Annotated in this window: 15 protein-coding genes; 1 reads left to right on the plus strand and 14 read right to left on the minus strand. The window is 32.6% G+C overall.

Annotated features, from left to right (window positions below):
* Positions 1 to 3 precede the first annotated feature (3 nt).
* Both asnS and BTO05_RS10065 read right to left on the minus strand, forming a co-directional pair.
* The gene (gene asnS / locus BTO05_RS10060) at positions 4 to 1,437 is read right to left on the minus strand and encodes an asparagine--tRNA ligase (RefSeq protein ID WP_087492537.1); all 1,434 of its coding nucleotides are present in this window, start codon (positions 1,435 to 1,437) and stop codon (positions 4 to 6) included.
* A gap of 27 nt (positions 1,438 to 1,464) precedes the next feature.
* A complete protein-coding gene (locus BTO05_RS10065; RefSeq protein ID WP_087492538.1) occupies positions 1,465 to 3,867 on the minus strand; it encodes an efflux RND transporter permease subunit in 2,403 nt (800 codons plus the stop codon).
* Between the two features lie 195 nt (positions 3,868 to 4,062).
* Here BTO05_RS10065 and BTO05_RS10070 point away from each other — a divergent pair, with 195 nt between their 5' ends.
* Positions 4,063 to 6,555, plus strand: coding sequence for a hypothetical protein (locus BTO05_RS10070; RefSeq protein ID WP_157662567.1), 2,493 nt, complete (start codon positions 4,063 to 4,065; stop codon positions 6,553 to 6,555).
* Between the two features lies 1 nt (position 6,556).
* Here the strand turns inward: BTO05_RS10070 and BTO05_RS10075 are convergent, their stop codons facing one another.
* From BTO05_RS10075 to polA, 12 genes are all read right to left on the minus strand, one after another.
* On the minus strand, positions 6,557 to 7,843 hold the full coding sequence (locus BTO05_RS10075) for a DUF5686 family protein (RefSeq protein WP_198295225.1): 1,287 nt from the start codon (positions 7,841 to 7,843) through the stop codon (positions 6,557 to 6,559).
* Positions 7,844 to 7,887: 44 nt separating this feature from the next.
* Complete coding sequence (gene frr, locus BTO05_RS10080; protein ID WP_087492540.1) at positions 7,888 to 8,442, minus strand: ribosome recycling factor; 555 nt, start codon at positions 8,440 to 8,442, stop codon at positions 7,888 to 7,890.
* A gap of 50 nt (positions 8,443 to 8,492) precedes the next feature.
* Positions 8,493 to 9,200, minus strand: a complete 708-nt coding sequence (pyrH, locus tag BTO05_RS10085) for a UMP kinase (RefSeq protein WP_087492541.1) — start codon at positions 9,198 to 9,200, stop codon at positions 8,493 to 8,495.
* 134 nt (positions 9,201 to 9,334) lie between these two features.
* A complete protein-coding gene (locus BTO05_RS10090) occupies positions 9,335 to 9,970 on the minus strand; it encodes a hypothetical protein (RefSeq protein WP_087492542.1) in 636 nt (211 codons plus the stop codon).
* Positions 9,921 to 11,654, minus strand: a complete 1,734-nt coding sequence (locus BTO05_RS10095) for a hypothetical protein (RefSeq protein WP_087492543.1) — start codon at positions 11,652 to 11,654, stop codon at positions 9,921 to 9,923. The genes BTO05_RS10090 and BTO05_RS10095 overlap by 50 nt, the downstream gene beginning before the upstream one ends.
* Before the next feature lie 351 nt (positions 11,655 to 12,005).
* Positions 12,006 to 12,980: a translation elongation factor Ts gene (gene tsf / locus BTO05_RS10100; RefSeq protein ID WP_087492544.1), complete on the minus strand. Its 975-nt coding sequence runs from the start codon at positions 12,978 to 12,980 to the stop codon at positions 12,006 to 12,008.
* An 86-nt stretch (positions 12,981 to 13,066) separates the two neighbouring features.
* Positions 13,067 to 13,873, minus strand: a complete 807-nt coding sequence (rpsB, locus tag BTO05_RS10105) for a 30S ribosomal protein S2 (RefSeq protein ID WP_087492545.1) — start codon at positions 13,871 to 13,873, stop codon at positions 13,067 to 13,069.
* A 211-nt stretch (positions 13,874 to 14,084) separates the two neighbouring features.
* Positions 14,085 to 14,471, minus strand: a complete 387-nt coding sequence (gene rpsI / locus BTO05_RS10110) for a 30S ribosomal protein S9 (RefSeq protein WP_087492546.1) — start codon at positions 14,469 to 14,471, stop codon at positions 14,085 to 14,087.
* The gene (rplM, locus tag BTO05_RS10115; protein ID WP_087492547.1) at positions 14,471 to 14,926 is read right to left on the minus strand and encodes a 50S ribosomal protein L13; all 456 of its coding nucleotides are present in this window, start codon (positions 14,924 to 14,926) and stop codon (positions 14,471 to 14,473) included. Before rplM ends, rpsI begins: the two co-directional genes overlap by 1 nt.
* Positions 14,927 to 15,123: 197 nt before the next feature.
* Positions 15,124 to 16,035, minus strand: a complete 912-nt coding sequence (locus BTO05_RS10120; RefSeq protein WP_087492548.1) for a hypothetical protein — start codon at positions 16,033 to 16,035, stop codon at positions 15,124 to 15,126.
* Positions 16,036 to 16,086: 51 nt separating this feature from the next.
* Positions 16,087 to 17,052: an L-threonylcarbamoyladenylate synthase gene (locus BTO05_RS10125; protein ID WP_087492549.1), complete on the minus strand. Its 966-nt coding sequence runs from the start codon at positions 17,050 to 17,052 to the stop codon at positions 16,087 to 16,089.
* Positions 17,053 to 17,088: 36 nt separating this feature from the next.
* Positions 17,089 to 19,938 (minus strand): DNA polymerase I, encoded by a 2,850-nt coding sequence (gene polA / locus BTO05_RS10130; protein WP_087492550.1) that lies wholly within the window; start codon positions 19,936 to 19,938, stop codon positions 17,089 to 17,091.
* Between the last annotated feature and the right edge of the window lie 38 nt (positions 19,939 to 19,976).

A 19,976-nucleotide genomic window follows, 5' to 3' on the forward strand; every position in this document is an offset into this window, starting at 1 on the left:
GTACTAAAATTCAGCATTTTGTGGCGTACGAGGATAAGGAATCACGTCTCTAATATTACTTATACCAGTAGCAAACATTACAAGTCGCTCAAAACCAAGTCCAAAACCTGAGTGTACAGCAGTACCATATTTACGTAAATCTAAATACCACCACAATTCTTCCTCAGGGATATCTAGCGCAGCCATTTTTTCTTTTAAAACTTCTAAACGTTCTTCACGTTGCGAACCACCAACTATTTCTCCAATACCTGGAAACAAAACATCCATAGCTCTTACGGTTTTTTCATCTTCGTTTAGACGCATATAAAAGGCTTTTATATTTGCTGGATAATCAAATAAGATTACAGGACACTTAAAGTGTTTCTCTACTAGGAAACGTTCGTGTTCAGATTGTAAGTCTGCGCCCCATTCGCTTATAAGATATTTAAACTTCTTCTTTTTGTTTGGCTTACTGTTTCTAAGTATATCAATAGCTTCGGTATAGCTTACGCGCTTAAAGTTATTGTCAGTAACAAACTTTAATTTTTCTATCAATCGCATTTCGCTTCGTTCAGCTTGTGGTTTCGTTTTTTCTTCGTTGAATAAACGTTCGTCTAAAAACTGTAAATCTTCTGTATTATGTTCAAGTACATATTCAAGCACAGATTTCATGAAATCTTCTGCCAAATCCATATTACCTGCCAAATCCATAAAAGCAACTTCTGGTTCAACCATCCAAAATTCTGCAAGGTGACGAGAAGTATTTGAGTTTTCTGCCCTAAAAGTTGGTCCAAAAGTATACACTTTACCTAAGGACATTGCATATGTTTCTGCTTCTAATTGTCCTGAAACAGTAAGATTAGTTTCTTTACCGAAGAAATCTTGAGTATAATCTACTTGACCTTCTTCAGTAAGTGGTGGATTTTTAGGATCTAAACTGCTTATGCGAAACATTTCGCCAGCACCTTCAGCATCACTACCTGTAATGATGGGTGTATGCATATTATAAAATCCATTTTCTGTAAAATACTTATGAATAGCAAACGAGAGAGATGATTTGACTCTCATAATTGCACTAAAAGTATTTGTTCTTGTTCTTAAATGGGCATTTTCTCTCAAAAATTCAAAAGAATGCTTTTTTGGTTGAATTGGATATGTCTCTGCATCGGAATCACCTAAAATTTTGATAGAAGCGACAACTATTTCTACCTTTTGACCTTTACCTTGGCTTTCTACTAATTCACCGGAGATATGCAAAGCTGCACCAGTTGTAATTCTCTTTAAAAGCGCTTCATCAAAATTTTCAAAATCAACAACACACTGAATATTATTTATTGTCGAACCGTCATTAAGTGCTATAAATCTATTGGCTCTAAACGTACGAACCCAACCTTTTACACTGACTTTTTGTAGCGTAATATCTTGTGATAATAATTCTGATACAGTTTTGGTATTCATTTTTTATATTTTTTAAAAAATCGTAATCTAATTTTTGTCATCGACATCATCATCATCTTTCGGGATAATGTTAATCGATGGTTCTTTTAATACTTCTTTATTAGCGATGCTACGTTCTAATGATAATAATAGCGATGGCAATAATAATAAATTTGAAAGCATTGCAAAAAGTAATGTTGCAGAAACTAGTCCACCTAAAGCTACTGTGCCTCCAAAGCTCGAAATCATAAATACTGAAAACCCAAAGAATAATACTATAGAAGTGTAGAACATACTTACACCTGTTTCTCTTAAAGCAGCATATACAGATTTGCGTATCTTCCAGTGGTTGGCCTGTAATTCTTGACGATATTTTGCTAAAAAGTGAATAGTGTCATCAACCGAAATACCAAATGCAATACTAAACACTAATATCGTTGAAGGTTTTATAGGAACACCTAAATAGCCCATCATTCCTGCAGTAATAAGTAATGGTAATAGATTAGGAACTAATGATACCACAATCATTCTGATGGACCTAAACATATAAGCCATAAAAATAGAAATCAAAATGATAGCTAATGTCAGTGAAATCACAAGATTTCGAACTAAATATTTTGTTCCTTTTTGAAATACTAATGCCTTACCAGTCATGGTAACTTCATAGCGCTCTTTCGGAAAAACTTTATTTATTTTATTCTGAAGGTCTTCTTCAATACGTTCCATTTTATCAGTGCCAATATCCTTCATAAACGTCGTTATACGCGCATATTGACCTGTGCTATCAACAAAATTTTTCAATAAGTCTACATCTGAGGAAGATTTTTTGACATAAGAACTTATGAATAAGTTTTCTTGACTGGTTGGTAATTGATAATATTTTGGATTGCCATTAGTGTAAGCCTGTTTTGCATATTTCACCAAACTAACAACTGATATCGGTCTTGATAGTTCTGGGATTTCTTCAATAAGCTCTTCGAGCTCATTCATTCTTTTAATTGTAGAAAGTTTCATGACACCTTTTTTACGTTTGGTATCAATCATAATTTCTAACGGCATGATGCCATCAAACTCAGATTCAAAAAATCTAATATCTTGGAAAAACTCAGTCTTTTTTGGCATATCCTCTATAAGACTTCCAGATATTACAATTTTATTTATTCCTAGTAGGCTAACAATTAATAAGATTAATGCGGTAACGTAAATAGTAATTTTACGATGTTTAACCATGCGCTCCATCCAATCTACAAATCCATTAATCCAACGTTTATTTAGATGTTCTAAGTGTCGAGGTTTTGGATAAGGTAAAAATGTATAGAGTATAGGAATTATAAGTAGACATAGTATAAAAATAGAAAGTATACTTAATGAGGCAACAATACCAAATTCTTTTAGTAACTGACTTTCTGTAAAAATAAATGTTGCAAAACCTGATGCTGTTGTGACATTTGTCATTAGCGTAGCATTACCAACTTTTGTAATAACACGCTGTAGAGACTTTATTTTATTGCCATGAAGTCTAACCTCGTGTTGGTATTTATTAATTAAGAAAATACAGTTAGGTATACCAATAACAATTATTAATGGCGGAATTAAAGCTGTAAGAACTGTTATCTCATATTTAAGTAAACCTAAGATTCCAAATGTCCACATCACACCAATACAAACAACAATCAATGAGATAAAAGTTGCTCTAAAAGACCTAAAAAAGAGAAAGAAAATTAATGACGTTACAAATAAAGCGGCGCCGATAAAAAGACTAATCTCATCTACTATATTTTGAGAGTTTAGTGTGCGTATGTAAGGCATTCCTGAAACACGAACATCTAGTTTCGTTGCAGTTTCAAACTCAGCAATTTTATTTTTTAGCGTATTGATAACAAACTCTTTTCTTGCTGGGGTATTTACAATTTCTTTTTTCAAATAAACTGCTGTACGAATAGTTTTTGTATCCTTATTAAAAAGAAAGTTATCATAAAAAGGATATTTTTTAAAAAGCTCCTCTTGTAATTTATCTATCTGCGCAATTGATGAGATTGAATCTTTGATAAAAGGTTCTAAATCAAACTTTTCTTCCTTTGTGTTTTTTACTAATTTTTGTAAATCTTTAATTGATAAAACTGTTTCAACTTCGTTTTTGTAAGATTTGAAATCTTCAGAAAGTTGGTTCCAGGCATTTAGTTTTTCGATAGAAAACAAAGTAGAATCTTTTACGCCTAAAACGATGAGATTTCCTTCTTCTCCAAAAACTTTAAGAAAATCATTGTAAGTTAGATTGACTTCGTGTTCGTCTGGCAAGAGATTTGCTTCTGTATAAGTGAAACGCATATGTTTCCACTGCATACTAAAAAAAATAGTATACAAAATCACAGTAATGAGAATTGCAATTTTGTTGCGCAAAATTAATCGTGCAACTGTTTCCCAAAATCCTGTTGTCAAAAGTTTAAACATGAATAAGCAAATGAGCCGCAAAGGTAGAAAAAACGTAGATAATCTCTGTTAAAATTGAGGTTTATTAATAGTTTTGATTGAGATTGATTTTTATGTTTTGACTTCGGATTAAGATGTGGGATGCCTCATTTATTTTAACAGAGCCTTAGTGTCAAATTTTCCGAGTGATTATTAAATTTAATGAAATTAAAATCTATGAGAAAAGCTTTAAAAAACTGCTTATTTTTTATATTATTTAGTAGTAGCTTGTTTTCTCAAAATAAACGGGATTACAGCCAAAATGCATTAGCTGAGAAAATCTATCTTCAGCTTGGCCATAAGATTTATACTACAAATAAAACCGTGTGGATTAAAGCCATCTTAGCAAACGCAGCAACGCATAGTACTGAGCTTTCGAGTGGTGTTTTATATGTTGACTTAATTAATTTTGAAAATGAAATTGTCGAATCTAAGATTATTAAAATCTTTAATGGTGTTGGTCAAGGGTATTTCGATTTAGATAGAAGCTATAAAAATGGTACATATCAGATAAGAGCTTACACAGAATGGAATAAAAATTTTGGACATAATTTTGTCACTAAAAAAGAGATTTCTATAGTCTCAGAAATCAGTACCAAACCAAAAAGTATACTAAAAAATGAAATCGAAATAAGAAAAAATAGGAATACAAAAAAGGATTCAATAGTATTAAAATTTTTTCCAGAAGGTGGAAAAATAATAGCAAATCTTAAAAATAGAATAGGCTTTAGGGCTAGTAAAACTAACGGCAAAGGTATTTTTATAAAAGGTAAAATTATTGACAATAATGGCAAGGTTATTACCAATTTTGAAAGTAATAATCTTGGTTTAGGAAGTTTTATTTTACCTAAAGTATCCGTATCTGAAATTTACCAAGCTAGACTTCAAAATCCCGAAAAAACTACAGTCTATCAATTACCTGAAATTCATTCTAAAGGACATTTGTTTTCTGTTACATCTCAGAATGACTTTATTTTAGCAACTGTAAAGCATAACAAAAATTTAAATACCGGCATTAAACTTTCTGTTACCCTTAGAGGAAAGACTTATTTTAAAAAAGAGGTAACCTTAATTCAGGGCAGATATATTTTCTCACTTCCTAAAAGTCTTTTTCCAGAAGGCGTTCTAGAGATTAAATTACATAATCAGTCATCTATTCCAGTTGCTGAGAGACTTTATTTTAATAATCGTAAATCTTATAGATTAAATTTAGATTCAAAAATTACTAACACCCAAATTTCTAAACGAGATAAAGTAGATATTATCCTAAAAACGAAAAACCAGAGAGATTCAATAGTCGAGACAAATAGTTCTGTATTGGTTTTAAATAAAAACTTGTATGGAGAATTTGAATCTATCAGAGAAAATATTTTAACCTATTTTTTGCTAAGTTCTGAGATAAGAGGGAAAATAGAAAAGGCCTCTTCTTACTTTAAACAAAATACAAATCTAAATATTGATGACCTAATGTTAACACAAGGTTGGCGAAATTATAAATATAGCGCATCACCAAAAAAGCTGCTGTATTCTATGGAAAGTGGACTTCAGATAAGAGGTGTTATTAATAAAATAAATCCAAAAGCTAAGTTTAATAATCTTGATATTTTATTGATGACTTTTGGAGATGATTCATCAGTTTACACAGGTAAGGTTGATGTACCTAGTAATTTTAATTTTCAGATTGACGATTTATATGGTGGAGAGCGAAAATTAGTTTTAAAACCATCAGGAATTTCTGAAAAAGAAAGTAAATATTATAAAATATCGCTTACCAAAAAGAAAGTGCTTAAGCCAAACTTTATCGTTAATGAGATTGAAAATTTTGTAGTTAAAAATGACAGTTTAGTAAATATTATAATAGAAATTAATGAAAATCAAAAACGTATCGAAAATAAATATTTTACAGATATCACTGGTGTAAATCAGCTAGATGAAGTTATTATAGATGCTTATAAGATGACTCCTAAAAGAAAAGAAGTATTTGATAAATATGGTAAACCAGATGTGGTTATTGATGGAAAGGAGATTAATAAAAAGACTAATAAATATTCAAGAGGATTGTATAGTAATTTAATTGGTTTTCATGAAAAAGTTTTCATTAGAAAAGATTCTCTTAGAAATTATTATGCTGAAACCACCAATGGCGGAAAGGGTCATGTAAATATGGTTTTGGTTGATGGGATTGCTGTAATCCCAGATGATTATCTATTAATCCAAAGAATAGACCCTAAAGAAGTAACCAGTTTTGAAATTATCGATAACCCTTCGAGAGCAAGACAGTTGTACGCAACGATTTATGGAACATATCCTTATGGAGAATTTCAATCAAGTATTATATCTATACACACAAATCAAGGTAAAGGCCTCTTTGGAGCCTTAGATGTAGATAAGAAATTTAATGTACAAACTATTGAAGCATTTTCGATAGAAAAAGAATTTTATGTTCCAAACTATAGCGATGATTTTGCAAGAAGCTTACCTGAACCGGATTTTCGTTCTACGATTTATTGGAATCCAAATATTATTAATAAAAAAGGAGAACCTATAAATATTAGTTTTAGCCACTCTGATGATTCGGGAGATTTTCTTGTAATTATTGAATCTATTTCTAAAGATGGAAAAATTGGCTATAAAACTCTTGAATATAACGTGTCAGAAACTGAAGATTGATTTACAAAGAAATATTAAAAGTAAATTTTACAGCAATATTATCTTCGAAAGTAGGAATATGATAACCACCATACCTATAAGCAAAACTAAGTCCAAACGCCCAAATAAGTTTATTAATTTCAAATCCAGATTCTGAGTATAGTTTATCTAAAGTCCCAAAGTTAATACCTTGATGCTTGTCTATACTCCTCATGTTACCCAGAGCATACCTAGATATCAAAACCAATTGCGGTTGATACCTTTCTGAAATTTTAAAAGGTTTAAAGAAATGTTTAAACTGAAAAGTTGCAAAGCGGTCACTAAAAAATTCATTAAAAAACATAGTTTCAAAACTGTTTAGGCCAGCAACAGAAAAGCGCTGTAAAATAGTTTCTTTAGTTATGTTGTTAGGGTAAGCATGATAAAGATGAGTCAAAGGCGTTTCTCCTTCTGCCATTCCAGCAACTAAAGTTAGTCTTGTAAATGACTCTGTGCTATGTTGTATTTGATGTATAGATCTAAAGTCTATTTTTGTAAAATTAAAATCGCTGTTAAATACATCTGAAATACTTTGAGTGACTTGGGCTGTAAATTTCGGATACCCATCCAAGCTTTCTTTAACACGTCTATCAATGATTTCAAATTTACTAAAAGGACTCCACTGTAAACTTAGTTGCGCAGTTGATAAATTAAAAGTATTGAAAGATTCACCATTATTTATAAAATTATAATTGTAAGTAGGATTGATTCTGCTAACAGATAACTGAGTTTCAGATAAAAGATGGTTGGTTACTCTATGTTGTAGCGATATTGATTTGGTGATGTGCCTGTGAAATAAGTCAATATTTAATAGACGTGGTTCAAAAAACGAAAAAAAGCGTTTGTCAGTTAAAAATTTTGAACTGCCGGTTTCTTGTAAATCATCTGTATAAGTAAGATTTACCCAAGTGTCTGTTTTTTCATTAACTCTAAAGCCACCACCAAAACTATATTTTGAAGTTTTGTCTGCAAAACCATATACTAAGTATCCATTTAATCGAAACTTATCTGAAAATTGGTCACTTGTAATTCCACCAATTCCTGTTCTAAATCCTTCAAATTGATTAAATTTTACGAGATACCTTAGGTCAAAATTAAAATACTTTATAGGAAAATAGCCTAAGCCGATATTTTCTAAAAAGACCCTTTTCTTTAAAGAGTCTTTCTTTTTTTCTTTCGACTGTTCTTCAGTCTTATTTTGTGAGTCTACTTGAGCAAAAGCACAAAATGATATGCATAATAAGAGTATTGCAAGAGTGCGCTTTAGCATTAAAATTAATTTTGGTTAAGGGACGACCAACAAGATATACGGACCTATACCGTCATAATCTCTTTTTCTTTGTTACTAAGAATTTGATCTACAAGAGTAACGTGTTTATCTGTAAGTTCTTGTACATCTATCTCTGCATTTTTTTGTAAATCCTCGGAAACATCAGATTTTTTGATGTCATTATTAGCTTCTTTTCTAGCATTACGAATACCAACTTTTGCATCTTCAGCTTCAGCTTTTGCCTGCTTAGCCAAATCTCTTCGACGTTCTTCAGTTAAAGGTGGTACATTGATAATAATAGTGTCGCCATTATTCATCGGGTTAAATCCAAGGTTAGCAACCATAATACCACGTTCAATTTCTTGAAGCATACTTTTTTCCCAAGGTTGTACTGTGATCGTACGACCATCTGGTGTATTAACGTTTGCAACTTGACTTAACGGTGTTTGAGAACCATAATAATCTACCATAACACTACCTAACATTGATGGACTAGCTTTACCAGCTCTAATATTAACCAGTTGCTTTTCTAAATGCTTAATGGCAGAATCCATTGCTTCATTTGCAGTATCAATAATAAATTGAATCTCTTCGTTCATGATAATTAATTTTTAATTCTAATTTGAAGTTATCAAAATTTAAACCAATTTTAAAAATTAACTTCTGTACCAATATTTTCGCCAGAAACTACTTTAAGAAGATTCCCTGGTTTGTTCATATCAAATACAATAATTGGTAATTTATTTTCCTGACTTAATGTAAATGCTGTGGTATCCATAACTTTAAGTCCTTTTCGCAATACATCGTCAAAACTAATATGGTCAAATTTAATAGCGCTACTGTCTTTTTCTGGATCAGTATTGTAAATACCGTCTACACGTGTGCCTTTTAATATAACATCGGCTTCAATCTCAATAGCTCTTAAAACTGCTGCAGAATCTGTAGTAAAATAAGGATTACCAGTACCACCACCAAAAATTACAACACGTCCTTTTTGAAGATGACGCAAAGCTTTTCTTCTTATAAAAGGTTCTGCAACTTCGTTAATCTTAATTGCAGATTGTAAGCGTGTTGGTATCCCAGCATCTTCTAAAGCACTTTGTAAAGCCAAACCGTTAATAACCGTTGCCAACATGCCCATATGGTCACCTTGTACGCGGTCCATACCATTGCTTGCTCCTGCAACACCTCTAAAAATGTTTCCGCCACCAATAACGATAGCCACTTGTACACCTTGGTCAGTTATAGTTTTAATATCATTGGCGTATTCTGATAAACGCTCTGGGTCAATACCGTATTGGCGATTGCCCATTAAGGCTTCACCGGATAGTTTTAGAAGTATTCTTTTGAATTTCATTATCGAATTTGAAAGTTGAGCAAAATTAAACAATTAATATTTGGTTTGAAAGGTGAATTTTCTGTAATACAAAAGCTCTTATTTTAAATAAGAGCTTTTAAAGTAATAAAGATATTCAATTTCTAAAACATATATTACATACCAAAGTTGTTGATTTTAGATTCTAATATCCATTTATCATTAATTTTTCTGAAAACATAAGCTTTCCACTTAGTAGATAAAATACCATATTTTTCTGCGTGAATTATAAATAGGGCATCTTTCTTGCTGTTTAAGAATGGTTTGGATATTCTATTAACACAACCGGAATCAAATCCAAATTCTAAATCGGATTTTCGAGTATTATATAGATAATCTTCACTATAACTTAACTCATTATCTATAATAGATTTTATTTCTTTTTTAGAAAAAGAAACATCTAAAGCACTGTATTTTTTTTTCCAAAATTTAATCCTTTCTTTGCTGGGAATACTATCTATATAATATTCGTTAATAGTACTATCTAAAGCAATAGTGCTTAAAAAAGGTTTGTTTCTAGTTCTGAAATCATAATATTTTTGTAAACGAGACTTTATGTTGCCCTTATCATAAATATCTAATAAACAAATGGTAGAATCTTTACGTTCAAAATCGTTAACAATGATTTCAAAAACATGAGATAGATGATTTTCTTGTGATAAAGTTACCTGACTGAAAAAAACTGCTAAAAGTAAAATACTTTTAGTTACAAGTTTTTGTGCCTTTTTTGTTGCCTGTATTGGTGTTTTCATATGCTAAAAGAGTTTGTGCTTCTAATTGTTGTGGTCCTGTAAGACTGTTTGTAAATATATTATTGCCATTAAGTGTGCCCCATACCAATTTCTTTGCATAGACCTCATCCACGCCATTGATATTATTGTAATCACTATATTCAACAATAGCATCTGCTATATCGTCAATAAAATTGGTGTAGATATTATGCGCTTCTTGTCCATATGCTTCTTTAAAATCAGCATTGTCTGGGTCAGACAAAAAATTATCCATTGCTGTTTTTAGAGCTGTATAAGTTGGGTATTCTGTAAGCAAAGTGCCATTATGGTATAGACTTATCATATAGGCATGTACCAATTCGTGATAAAAGGTAATTACAAAACCCAAAGTCGTTGCTGTATCGAGATGGGTATTACTAAACTGAAGCATTACCACATCGTTAAGAATAGTGCCGTTTTCCAGTTCTACGCCATCTTGAAGATTTATGGACACAACTGCTCCAGCGTTATCATTTGCAGATATCTCCTCATCTAATAAAACCAATTTATTATTAGAAGATGGTACAAAAAAATGATTCCATATTTTTTCTGCAAATTCTGAGTCTTCTCTAATTTTAGAAATAGATTGAAAAACTTTTAATGCTTGACATTGTTTATCCATGCCTATCAATAATCTTTCTATAGTTTCAAAATCACTTCCATCAGTAATAGCATCAACTGCAAACTCAATAAATTCTTGTGCCTCAGAATTACATTCATTAGCTTGAAGAGATGTTTGCAATTGCACTTTTTGATCATAAGTGGCTAAACTATAAAACCAATGACTTAAATCTGAATTAAAATTTGCAGGACTATTTAGTTCTAAACAATTTATCAAATAGTTGTCGAGTTCCACATCATAGCAGTTGCCATTTTCGTCAACTAATAAGCCGTTATCAGGGTTGTTCACATCCTCACAAGGTGCTACATAATTTGGCGCTGTAGGTGTGTCGCCACCGCCGCCGTTACTATCTCCAGCATCTATAATTGGGTTAGCGTCTGCAACTTCCGTACATACAGTTGTTGTTTGGTTATACAGTGGCCAATCTACGCATCTAGGACCTGCAACATGGTCCCACTTAAAAGTGCAATAAATTGTAGTGACACTTTTGCATCTTTCTCTGAGGAACATTGCATTTAAAGAACCATCATAGTCAATACTTTGTTTATTTATTTGCCCAACGTAAGGTATGCTTCTATTTTCTGATACATTTTCTAAATAGTCGTCAGATGGATAATAATTTATTATAAACGCATTTGTGTCTTCTTCTTCGACAAACTCAACGACTAGGTTACTAAAAGAATTTATAGGTTGATTGTCCTTGATTATTTTAAGTGTATAGCTAATGCTCCTATCTCCTATAATTTTAATAATGTCAGTTTCAATTGCTGTAAATGAATATGAATCTTCAGTATTGGTTCTGTTAGTAACACTAATATTATTATATTCAGAAATTTTAATTCTTTCAATATAATTTTTTAAAATTTCCGAATCATTTAAATTTATATAGGAAATTCTGCTTTCAGAATTTAGGTTATTATGATCGGTATCATTCTCAAAAATTTCGGTGTCATTCTCACAACTAAGATTTAAAACCAAAATAGTGGTTAGTAAAAATTTAAATAATAATTTGGTGCTTTGGTGCTTTGGTGCTTTAAAATTCATGAAAGATTAGATTGATTTATTAACGTTTCAAACATAAGTTGTATTGTAAAGTATACAAATCACTAATGAGTGAAACATGTGTTTAGTTTAGTGAACAAAACTAAAATAAAAGTTTCGTCCATTTATACGTATAAATACTTGTTTTCAATTTTAATATTTATGAATGTAAATCACTCATTATCATAAAATTAATTGATTTTTAGTAAGTGTTTATTGTTTTAATGTCTTTTTAAAGAAGTCAATTATAGAGATTCAATTTTACCAAACTAAGCTTAATAATATAATAACTCTAAACAAAAAATCCTTTCATCATGTGACAAAAGGATTTTATTTATTTAAACAGGATATTTATTATCCTACTGTAGCACGTTTAAAACCTGTTACTTCTACTTCACCATAAGTGGCAACATATTGAGCAACAGTTTTCTTTTCGTCTTTAATAAACGCTTGGTCTAATAAACACTGTTCATTATCTAAAGTCGTGTTATCAGAGATAAAACGCTCCATTTTACCAGGTAAAATACGATCCCAGATTTGTTCTGGCTTACCTTCAGCTTTTAATTCAGCTTTTGCATCTTCTTCAGCTTGAGCTAAAACTTCAGGAGTTAATTGAGACATAGAAATGTACTTTGGTACATTCTTTAAAGTCTTACCTAAACGTCCTAATTCGATATTATCTTTTTCGATAACTGCGATACGAGCTTCAGTTTCTGAAGCAACATATGCAGGATCAAAATCTTTGTAAGATAATGTTGTCGCACCCATTGATGCAACTTGCATAGCAACGTCTTTACCTAAAGTCTCGATGTTATCTACAACTGCAGAAAAACCTACGATTGCAGCAATTTTGTTAATGTGAACATAAGACCCAACGTAAGCTGCTTCTAATACTTCAAAAGCGTTGATGTCAAGTTTCTCACCAATAACACCAGTTTGCTCAACTAATTTTTCAGCAACAGTCATTCCTCCAAAATCAGCAGCTAAGAAATCTTCTTTATTAGCGTGGTTTAGTGCGATATCTCCTAAATCACTTGCTAACTTCAAAAAGTTTTCGTTTTTACCAACAAAATCAGTTTCGCAACCTAATACCAATGCAATACCTTTAGTGTTGTCAGCATTGATTTTTGCAACAGCAGCACCTTCAGAAGAATCTCTGTCAGCTCTCTTTGCTGCAACTTTTTGACCTTTTTTACGTAAAACTTCGATTGCTTTATCAAAATCACCACCAGCTTCAACTAGTGCTTTTTTACAATCCATCATACCTGCACCAGTAGCTTTTCTTAGCTTATTTACTTCTGCTGCTGTAATTTTTACTGTGTTTTCCATAGTATATTAAAATTTGAAAAAGCCGTTTAATTATTTTCTGTTCTGAAAAGAATTAAACGACCCTTAAATATTGTGTAATTCTTTGTTTATTCTTCTTCTTGAGCTGCAACCGGAGCTGCTTTTTTAGCTTCAGGTTTTGCTTCTGCCTTAGCTTCAGGTTTTGGTGCTGGAGCTGCTGCTTTGGCTTCTTTCTCACTACGTTCAGCTTTTCTTTCGTTTAATCCGTCTGCTACTGCAGAAGTAACGATAGATAAAATTTTGTCTACTGATTTAGATGCATCATCGTTAGCAGGAATTAAATAATCAACTTCACGAGGATCAGAATTTGTATCAACCATCGCAAAAATTGGAATATTTAATTTTTGTGCTTCTTTGATTGCAATGTGCTCACGCATGATATCCACTACGAATAAAGCACCTGGTAAACGTGTCATGTCAGAGATAGAACCTAAGTTTTTCTCTAATTTAGCACGTTGACGGTCAACTTGTAAACGCTCTTTTTTAGATAAAGAGTTGAATGTTCCATCCTTTTTCATTCTATCAATCATAGCCATTTTCTTAACAGCTTTTCTGATAGTTACAAAATTTGTTAACATTCCGCCTGGCCAACGCTCAGTAATGTAAGGCTGGTTTACAGCACCTGCTTTTTCAGCAACGATGTCTTTAGCTTGTTTCTTAGTAGCAACGAATAAGATTTTCTTTCCAGAAGCAGCTATTTTTTTCATTGCTTCTGCAGTTTCTTCAATCTTAGCTGCAGTTTTGTAAAGGTTAATGATATGGATACCGTTACGTTCCATATAAATGTAAGGAGCCATGTTTGGGTTCCACTTACGTGTTAGGTGACCGAAGTGTACACCTGCTTCAAGTAATTCTTTTACTTCTACTTTTTCCATTTTGTAATAGTTTACGTTCTGTTGAATTAGCAATGGTTTAGTGATCGCTTACGCTTGCCTTAACCATTTAGATGCTAAACTAAACTCTGACTCTGCAGTCATGAGCAACAATAACTGGTTTAATATTTTGTCGAAATATTCGACGATTTCAATAAAATAAAATAATTCAGAATCTGAATTAACAGATTCTGAATCAAGTGTTGTTTGGATATTAACGTTTCGAGAATTGGAATTTCTTACGCGCTTTCTTCTGTCCGAATTTTTTACGCTCTACCATTCTTGGGTCTCTCGTTAATAGACCTTCTGGCTTTAATACTAGTCTGTTTTCAGGGTCAAGCTCGCACATTGCACGAGATAATCCTAAACGTATTGCTTCTGCCTGGCCGGTGATACCACCTCCATATACGTTAACAGTAATATCAAAGTTGCCATCATTGTTAGTCAAGGCTAAAGGTTGGTTTACTTTGTATTGCAATGTTGCAGTACTAAAATAATCCGCCATGTCTTTTTTGTTCACCGTGATTTTGCCTTTTCCTTTAGCAACGTACACACGAGCAACAGCCGTCTTTCTACGGCCAATTTTGTGAATTACTTCCATTAGTTAATTTCGTTTAAATTAATTGCTTTAGGCTTCTGCGCTTCGTGAGCGTGCTCAGTACCTGAAACAACTGTTAAGTTTCTAAAAAGAACAGCACCTAATTTGTTTTTAGGTAACATTCCTTTTACTGACTTTTCTACTAATCTGCTTGGGTCTTTCTCAAACAATTCAGTAGCTGTCAGGCTTCTTTGTCCACCTGGATAGCCTGTGTGACGGATATAACTTTTATCTGTCCACTTGTTACCAGTTAAGTTGATTTTTTCTGCATTAACAACAATTACATTGTCACCGCAATCAACGTGTGGCGTAAAATTAGGTTTGTGCTTACCTCTTAAAAGTATTGCTACTCTTGAAGCTAAGCGACCTAAAGTTTGTCCTTCAGCATCAACTAAAACCCACTCCTTATTAACGGTAGCTTTGTTAGCTGAAACTGTTTTGTAGCTTAATGTATCCACACTAATTTGATTTATGTTGTACCACTATAGTACAATTGATTAAACATTCCTCTTCCGAAAAAGAGTTTGCAAATTTACGATAACTTATTGGATTGGCAAACCTTAGCGAATGTTTTTTTGCGCTGATTTTCAGGTTTTAAAATCAAGTATTTTTTAAATGAAGTATTTGAATTCTATGAAAGTTAAAGTGCAGTAATTTAAAATCCATTTTTTCTAATAGTATGCAATTCTTCCATTGTAAAAATACCAGCTTCAGCAAGTTTTACAAATTCATCTGTAACCGAAGCGTCAAATAAGATAAGGTCATCGGTATTTACTGTAACCTTTATGCCGTGGTCAAATAATTGGCGTATGGTGTGTTTTTCGATATTTGAAACAGCGCCTAATAATACATTACTTGTTGGGCAAATATTTAATCGAATATTATTTTCTAGGATAGAATCCATTGTTCTTTCAGAGTCTACTGCTCGTAAACCATGTTGTAACTCATCTGGGCTTAATAATTTTATCGTGTAATCGATGCTTTCATAATCTGAAAATTCTCCAATATGAACTTTTCTTTTTAAACCCAAATCTTTTGCCATATCGTAAAAACGAACAAAAGGTTTTAAGTCTTTTCCAACTTCTTGACCATATAAATCTACAGAATGAAAAACACCGCTTTCAATACACTTTATACCATCATTATATACTTTTTCGTATTCTAAATCTTTATTAATGCCTAATTCTGGTTTAAAATCTATTTGGGATTCATATTTTTCTTTTAGATGCTTAGTTATCTCGATAACTTTTTCAATTTTACCATCAAAAAAGCGAGACAAGTTTAGATCTACACTAGCCTCTAATAAGGTCACATTATCATCAATAGCACTTTCGATGGCTATTTCCATAAAGTTAATAACGTCTTCACCTTCAACCATAATAGTATTAAGATGTCCGTAAATAAAATCAATCATTCCGGTAAGACCATCAAAGCTTTTTGGAAAGGTTAAATTTGCCTCAGGATATTTTTCTTTAAATCTTTTCTGAGAGCCAGCCAGATGTAAATGACTATGCACATCTGCTTTCGGCAATTTTAAAAACAGGTCTCTTATTTCCGAGTTATTCATAATAACATAAGATTATTTGTCGAATATAAGATTTTAAATAATCAATTTAAGCTATTTAGTAGCACGTTCTAAGCGGTCGTTTATAGATTTTCCTAAGTCGTGATTAGGAAAACGCTGGACAATGATAATATCTAGATTTGCTGCGTCAAGTTTGTGTAATGCATCATAAAGATGAGAAGCAGCTTCTTGTAAATTTTTATTTACTGAAAGACTTATTTGCTGTTTTACAGCATTATTTTTAAAACTAGAATTTAAAGATAAAACGCCGATTTTTAAACCTTGGTTTTCTGAAATAGCTTTAACCAAGTCATCTACTAATATTGTTTTTGTCGTTGGGGCATAATGCTTCGCTAACATACCTGGGGCTTCAGGCTTGACTTCAGTTTTTTTAGTAGAATTCTTAACCTCAATCTTACCAACTATACTTTCGATAGCTTCAATAGAGGTAGAACCTAGCCTGTAAATAATAGGTTCATTATCTTCAAAACCAATAATGGTAGATTCTATTCCACTTTTACAAGCGCCACCATCAAGTACCATTTTTATTTCGTTTTTAAAATAACCTTCTACATGTTCAGCAGTAGTTGGACTAATACGGTTAAATGGATTTGCACTCGGTGCAGCCAATGGAAAATCTAACTGCTTTAGCAACTCTAAAGTCGTTGGATGATTTGGGATTCTAACTGCAACAGTATCTTTTCCTGCTGTTATTACATCAGGAATGACAGCCTTTTTTTTAAGAACAAGAGTGATTGGTCCTGGCCAAAAGGCTTTAGCTAAAAGTCTTGCTTTTTCAGGAATATGAGCAACAATTTTTTCTAGATAATCTATTGAAGGAATATGAACAATCAATGGATTGAAAAAGGGACGCTGTTTGGTTTCAAAAATAGAATTAATTGCTTTTTTACTAAAGATGTTACCGGCTAAACCATAAACTGTTTCTGTTGGTATAGCAACAAGTTCTTCAGCATTTAGTAATGTAACTGCTTTTTGTATGTCTTTAGAAATAATGCTCATAAATAGATTGCAAAGCTACTTCAAAAAAATGAAGTTCTAGTGCGCCTCCAACCAATTATCACCAATATCTAAGTCTACATCTAACGGTACAGACAATTTATAGGCATTTTCCATTTCTGTTTTGATGAGTGTTTTCATAGCATCTAGTTCAGGCTTATAGATGTCAAAAACCAATTCATCATGTACTTGTAACAACATTTTGGATTTGTAATCAGACGCTTTCAACTTATTATGAATATTAATCATAGCGATTTTTATAATGTCTGCAGCACTTCCTTGTATAGGTGCATTTACAGCATTACGCTCAGCTGCTCCGCGAACTACAGCATTGCGAGAATTAATGTCTTTTAAGTATCTGCGACGACCCAACACAGTTTGTACATAACCATTATCACGAGCAAAATCTACTTGCTTACTCATGTAGGCTTTTAGTTTTGGATAGGTTTCGTAATAGGTGTCAATCAATTCTTTGGCTTCACCCCGAGATAAATCGGTTTGGTTACTCAAGCCAAAGGCCGAAACCCCATAAATAATTCCAAAATTTACCGTTTTAGCATTGCTACGTTGCTCACGTGATACTTCTGTAATAGGTGCATTAAATACTCTTGAAGCTGTTGAGGCATGAATATCTTCTCCGTTCTTAAAAGCCTCAATCATGGTTTCTTCTTCACTTAGTGCCGCAATAATTCGTAATTCTATTTGAGAATAATCCGCAGCTAAAAGCGTATAATTTTCATCACGAGGCACAAAGGCTTTACGCACTTGACGTCCACGTTCCGTTCTAATAGGAATGTTCTGTAAGTTGGGATTATTACTACTTAGACGACCAGTAGCAGCAACAGTTTGCATATAATCGGTGTGTACACGCATTGTGCTTTCTTCAACCTGAAGCGGAAGTGCGTCTACATAGGTGCTTTTGAGTTTTGCTAAACCACGATAATCTAAAACATCTTTAATAATTTGATGATCTTTTGCTAAATAACTCAGAACATCTTCTGCCGTAGAATATTGACCTGTTTTGGTCTTTTTTGGTTTGTCAACCAATTTCATTTTTTCAAATAAAATAATGCCCAGTTGCTTTGGAGATCCAATATTAAATTCTTCACCGGCAGCTTCGTAAATTCGTTTTTCAAGTGTTTGAATATCATTATTCAAATCTTCGGATAATGAATTTAAAAAGTCCTTATCGAGATTGATACCTTCAAGTTCCATATCTGCTAAAACACGAAGTAGTGGCAATTCGATTTCGTTAAATAATTTTTGTGTATTGGCTTCACCAAGTTCTTTTTCAAAATGTTCTTTAAGCTGCAACGTGATATCAGCATCTTCAACAGCATATTCAGTTTGCTTATCTAAAGGTACATCTCTCATTGAGAGCTGGTTCTTTCCTTTTTTGCCAATCAATTCAGTAATCGATATTGGTTTGTAGTTAAGGTAAGTCTCAGCAAGTACATCCATATTATGGCGCATGTCAGGATTAATCAGGTAATGTGCTAGCATTGTGTCAAATAACTTTCCTTTAACATCGATATTATACTTTGCTAAAACTTTAATATCATGCTTAAGGTTTTGTCCAATTTTTTCGATGTTTTCATTTTCAAAGAATGGACGTAATTCTTCAATTAAATTTTGAGCCTTGTTTTTATCTTCAGGAAAAGGCATATAAAACCCTTTACCAGTTTCCCATGAAAATGCAATGCCAACCAATTCAGCAGTTAAAGGATTTAGTCCTGTGGTTTCAGTATCAAAACATACCGAAGTCTGATTCATTAGGTTTTTGACAAATAGTTTAGTTGCCATTCCTGGTGCGATACTTTGGTAAAAGTGAGAACTGGTTTCTACAGTATGTCTTGTGTATTCAGAAGTTGTTTCGTCAGAAGTTGAAGTGTCTCCACCAAATAGTGAAAATTGTCCAGCGCCAGCAGATTTTTGTTCTTTAGGAGTGGCCTTTACTTCAGTTTTCGTTTCTGTTGTTGTAGAGCTACTGTTTGCAGTTGGTACTTCTGTTGAAAATGTTTTCAAGAAGTTATCTGTTAATCGTCTAAACTCTAAATCCTGAAATATTTCTTTTACTTTTTCAATATCTGGATGGTCTAACTCAAAATCTTTAGCATCAAAATCAACAGGAACATCTAACATGATGGTTGCTAATTTTTTTGAAAGTAATCCAAGCTCTCCATTAGCTTCTACTTTTTCTTTCATTTTACCTTTTAGCTCATGCGTATTGGCTAATAAACCTTCCATACTTCCGTAAGCTGCTAAAAATTTCTTTGCTGTTTTTGGACCAACACCAGGTAAACCAGGAATGTTATCTGATGCATCACCCATCATTCCTAGATAGTCTATCACTTGCATTGGGTCAGTCACTTCAAATTTTTTCTGAACTTCGGGTATTCCCCAAGTTTCATAACCGCCACCAAAAACGGGGCGGTACATAAAAATATTATCAGTTACTAATTGTGCAAAATCTTTATCAGGTGTCACCATGTAGACTTTATAGCCCTCTTTTTCCGCTTGACGCGAAAGTGTACCTATAACATCATCAGCTTCAAAACCTTCTTTTACCATGATAGGAATATGCATGGCTTTAAGAATATTATGAATATATGGAATTGCAGTTTTTATACCTTCTGGTGTTTCGTCTCGATTCGCTTTGTAGGCTTCAAACATTTCAACTCTGTCGACACTTCCGCCTTTATCAAAACAAACTGCCAAATGGTCTGGACGTTCACGTTTTATAACATCTAAAAGTGAATTCATAAAGCCCATTATTGCTGAGGTGTCTTCACCTTTAGAATTAATTCTAGGGTTTTTTATAAAAGCATAGTAGCCACGGAAAATTAGAGCGTAAGCATCTACGAGAAATAGTCGTTTTTGGTCGGACATTATATTTGTTTTTGTAAGTCTATAAAACTACAAAAAAA

Origin of the sequence: Winogradskyella sp. PC-19 (assembly GCF_002163855.1) — a bacterium.
In the GTDB taxonomy this organism is placed as follows: Bacteria; Bacteroidota; Bacteroidia; order Flavobacteriales; family Flavobacteriaceae; genus Winogradskyella.